The sequence below is a fragment of the Achromobacter sp. D7-1 genome (assembly GCF_059760445.1).
This window is the reverse complement of record NZ_JCBAMT010000159.1, coordinates 1-3,944: the sequence shown is the minus strand read 5'-3', so window position 1 is coordinate 3,944 and position 3,944 is coordinate 1. Positions and strand designations below refer to the sequence as shown.

The window sequence follows — 3,944 nt, the reverse complement described above, 5'->3', positions numbered from 1 at the left end:
CCCGGCAGGCGCGCAGCCAGCATGCTCTTGCCCGCCCCCGGCGGCCCTATCATCAAGAGGCTATGGCCGCCCGCCGCAGCCACCTCCAAGGCCCGCCGCGCGCCCGGCTGCCCGCGGACGTCCGACAGGCACGGCCCGGGTGCCGCGGCCGGCCAGGGCCTGGGCACGGCATCGGGCAGCAGGCAGGCGCCGGTCGCGTGCGCTGCCACGTCGGCCAGGGTGCGAGCCGACAGCGCCCGCAAGCCCGGTACCCAGGCGGCCTCCTCGGCGCTGCCCGCGGGCAGGATGAGCGTGGCGCCGGGCGCTTCCCGGGCAACGCTCAGCGCGATGACCAGCGGGGCCGCGACAGGCACCAGCGCGCCGGTCAGGGACAGCTCCCCGGCCAGCACCAGGCCGGCCAGGGATGGTTCCTGGACCGGCGATTCCGCATCTCGGGCATCGACCGGCGCGGCCAACTGGCCAGAGGCCAACAGCAGCCCCAGGGCGATGGGCAGATCGAAGCGCCCGGACTCCTTGGGGATGTCGGCGGGCGAAAGATTGACGGTGATCCTGCCCGGTGGAAACTCGAAACCACTGTTCAGGATGGCCGCGCGCACGCGCTCGCGGCTTTCGCGCACCTCGGTGTCCGGCAGGCCTACCACATTGAAACTGGGCAGGCCCGGACCCAGATGCGTTTCCACGCGCACCGCATGGGCGTCCAGGCCGCACAGGGCCCGGCTGGCAAGAACGGCTAGCGTCACGGCGGTCTCCGAGAAAAGGCGGGACCCGCCAGTATCCGCAAACGCGAGGCCGCCGCGGCGGCGGCCGTGACAAAAGCATCCTGCCAGCCTGCCTCAAGCCCACGCCCAAAATGCAAACGGCCGCGGAATCGCGGCCGTTCGAGGGCAATATCCAGGCCGGCCGCGGCGCGGCCGCCGCGGGCTTACTTGTCCAGTGCGGACAGGCGCGACTCCAGCTGCTGCACCTGCGCAGCCAATTGATCCACTCGGGCGCGAGTGCGCGCCAGCAAATCGGATTGGACGTCGAATTCCTCGCGCGTGACGAGATCCAGCTTCGAGAACGCCTGCGTCATCATCGCGCGCACATTGCGTTCGACATCCGCGGCCGGACTGCGGGCGATCAGGTCGGAGATGTTCTTCTGGATGTCTTCCATCCACTGGGTGCGATTGTTCATGACGGCCTCACTGTGTTCTTGATACCTCAAGTGTAGTGCGTCGGCGCACGGTTTCCGGGCCAGCGGCGAAAAAAGGGCCACCCTCACCCCAAAAAAAGAGGGCGGGCCGCATGCGGTGACCGCCCTTCAAAGCACAGGAGAAAACCGGGCTGCCATGGCGGCAACCCCCTACCAACATCGTTACGGGCAACCCATCTGGCTTGCCGACTGCGTGAACGTATCCGACGACTGCTTGCATTGCGTCGCCAACTGCGTCTTGTCGCTGACCGCCCCCCATTGCGCCCTGGCCGCGTCCAGCTGCTCCTTGATCGCGGCGGCAGCCGGATTGCCGCTGCCCAGCTTGTCCATGCAAGCATTGACCTTGGCGATGTAGGCCTCGCACTCGGCCGGAATGGACGCCGCAGCGCCCGCTGCGGGGGCAGCCGTGGAAGGTGTGGTCGCGGGTGGAGGCGGCGCCGCAGGAGTCGTAGCAGCAGGCGCAGGAGCGGAGGCGGCCGGCGCGGCGGCCTTGTCTTCCTTGTTGCAGCCGGCCAGCGCGGCGAGCGACGCGGCCAGGACCAGAGTGTAGAAAGCCTTGCGGTGGATCTTCATGACTGCCCCTTCCCGTTCCTGCTTTCTTTTGGGAGATCCTTCAATACAGAACTCCGCCTGCGGCACAGCCTGTTCGGGGACAGGCTTGAACTGATATTGATTCTTCTGCAGGCGCCCCTGGACAACAAGCTGGCCGGTGTAAACCCTCGTATCACGAACCTGCGTCCATTTCGCCGATTCCGGCATCTTCCCGCATTGCTTCAATGCCTCCGCCAATTTGAGCCAGAGGCCCGCTCCGCATGGCTTTGCGGGGAGCGCCAGGCTCGCTGACGGCCCGACAAAATCATTCATATGCCAACATAAAACGCAATAAAACTCGCATCAATTTGCTACAAATATCGGGCTGAAAACATATTTGGTTGCTTGCCCCAAGGACTGGCGCTGCGCACCAACTTGAAGCCGTCCATCGGTGCGCGAAGCACCAGATTGGTGCATCTCGGCACAACTTGAGCGCCCCCGCCTTCTCTGCGTGGCGATCCCCGACATGGCATGGAATTTGCTTGATAGACGAAGCCAACGTGCAACCATGAGAGGAAATGCCATGAAACTCATCATCGCCATCATCAAGCCCTTCAAGCTCGACGAAGTGCGGGTGGCTCTATCCGGGATCGGCGTCCAGGGCCTGACTGTCACCGAAGTAAAGGGATTTGGCCGCCAGAAAGGCCATACCGAGCTGTATCGCGGCGCCGAGTACGCCGTCGATTTCCTGCCCAAGCTGCGCGTCGAGGCCGCGGTGCCTGATCACCTGGTCGATCAGGTCATCGAAGCAATCGAACAGGCGGCCCGCACCGGCAAGATCGGCGACGGCAAGATCTTCGCCGCGCCGCTGGAACAAGTGATCCGCATCAGGACGGGTGAAGCCGGCGAAGCCGCGCTGTAAATAAATAAAGACTCAATGGAGCCTGAAAATGGATAAAGCGGATATTTCCTGGTTGCTCGTCTCTACCCTGCTTGTATTGATGATGGCCGTACCTGGTCTGGCGATGTTCTATGGCGGCCTGGTGCGCAGCAAGAACGTGCTGTCCGTATTGCTGCAAGTGCTGTGCACGTTCGTGCTGGGCCTGGTGCTCTGGTTCATCTATGGATATTCCCTCGCGTTCACCGAGGGCAACGCCTTCTTCGGCGGCCTGTCGCGCGCCTTCTTCTCCGGCATGTTCACCCCGTCCGACGGCAAGTACGCCATGTCGAACTCGCTGACCGAACTGCTGTTCGCCTCGTTCCAGGCCACCTTCGCCGGCATTACCTGCGCGCTGATCGTCGGCAGCTTTGCCGAACGCGCCCGCTTCTCGGCGGTGCTGGTGTTCACGGTGATCTGGTTCACGTTCGCCTACGTGCCGATCGCCCATATGGTCTGGTTCGCGTCTGAAACGGCGCCGGGCCTGCTCAACGCCAAGGGCGCGCTGGACTTCGCCGGCGGCACCGTGGTGCACATCAATGCCGGCGTGGCTGGCTTGGTGGGCGCCTATGTGGTGGGCAAGCGCGTGGGCTACGGCCGCGAAGCCATGCAGCCGCACAATCTGCCCATGACCTTCGTTGGCGCGGCGCTGCTGTGGGTGGGCTGGTTCGGGTTCAACGCCGGTTCGGCGCTAGCCGCCAATGAAAATGCCACGCTGGCCTTTTTCAACACGATGATCGCAACCGCGGGCGCCGTGCTGTCCTGGCTGTTCACCGAGTGGGCCGTCAAGGGCAAGCCCTCGATGCTGGGCGCCGCTTCAGGCGCCGTCGCCGGCCTGGTCGGTATCACCCCGGCCGCCGGCCTGGTGGGTCCGGTGGGCGCGCTGGTCATCGGTGTCATCGCCGGCATCGTCTGCGTCTGGGGCGTGAACGGCCTGAAGCGCCTGCTGCGCGCCGATGACGCGCTGGACGTATTCGGCGTGCACGGCGTAGGCGGCATCGTCGGCGCCCTGCTGACGGGCGTGTTCAACGCGCAGATCCTGGGTGGACCCGGCCTGGCCGAGCCCGGCATGATCGGCCACCAACTGTGGGTCCAGCTGGAAGGCGTGTTGCTGACCATCGTATGGTCCGGCGTAGTGGCTTGGATCGCCTACAAGATCGCCAACGCCCTGTGCGGCATGCGGGTGCCGGAAGACCAGGAGCGCGAAGGCCTGGACGTCACCAGCCACGGCGAATCCGCCTACCACAGCTAAACGCGAGTCTCATGCCCGCCGCACGACAGCGG

The 3,944-nt window shown here is 65.1% G+C and carries 5 protein-coding genes; 2 read left to right on the top strand and 3 right to left on the bottom strand.

Annotated elements, in window-relative coordinates; all coding sequences use genetic code 11:
- The 3 genes from AC6LKD_RS32490 to AC6LKD_RS32480 all read right to left on the bottom strand — a co-directional run.
- A partial coding sequence (locus AC6LKD_RS32490) for a magnesium chelatase domain-containing protein (protein ID WP_498118536.1) occupies positions 1–740 on the bottom strand: 740 nt, incomplete at its 3' end.
- Between the two features lie 182 nt (positions 741–922).
- Positions 923–1,174, bottom strand: a complete 252-nt coding sequence (locus AC6LKD_RS32485; protein WP_013392917.1) for an accessory factor UbiK family protein — start codon at positions 1,172–1,174, stop codon at positions 923–925.
- Positions 1,175–1,354: 180 nt separating this feature from the next.
- Positions 1,355–2,056 (bottom strand): DUF5339 family protein, encoded by a 702-nt coding sequence (locus AC6LKD_RS32480; RefSeq protein ID WP_498118535.1) that lies wholly within the window; start codon positions 2,054–2,056, stop codon positions 1,355–1,357.
- 250 nt (positions 2,057–2,306) lie between these two features.
- On the opposite strand from AC6LKD_RS32480, the gene AC6LKD_RS32475 reads away from it, so the two are divergent.
- Complete coding sequence (locus AC6LKD_RS32475) at positions 2,307–2,645, top strand: P-II family nitrogen regulator (RefSeq protein ID WP_006218735.1); 339 nt, start codon at positions 2,307–2,309, stop codon at positions 2,643–2,645.
- 28 nt (positions 2,646–2,673) lie between these two features.
- Positions 2,674–3,912 carry an ammonium transporter gene (gene amt / locus AC6LKD_RS32470; protein ID WP_013392915.1) on the top strand — a complete coding sequence of 413 codons (1,239 nt, stop codon included), beginning with the start codon at positions 2,674–2,676 and terminating at the stop codon, positions 3,910–3,912.
- The last annotated feature ends 32 nt before the right edge of the window (positions 3,913–3,944 follow it).

What these genes read in the sequence shown, in the direction of transcription:
- AC6LKD_RS32475 (WP_006218735.1), top strand. Translation starts at nt 2,307, where the DNA reads ATGAAACTCATCATCGCCATCATCAAGCCCTTCAAGCTCGACGAAGTG.
- AC6LKD_RS32485 (WP_013392917.1), bottom strand. Translation starts at nt 1,174, where the DNA reads ATGAACAATCGCACCCAGTGGATGGAAGACATCCAGAAGAACATCTCC.
- AC6LKD_RS32480 (WP_498118535.1), bottom strand. Translation starts at nt 2,056, where the DNA reads ATGAATGATTTTGTCGGGCCGTCAGCGAGCCTGGCGCTCCCCGCAAAG.
- amt (WP_013392915.1), top strand. Translation starts at nt 2,674, where the DNA reads ATGGATAAAGCGGATATTTCCTGGTTGCTCGTCTCTACCCTGCTTGTA.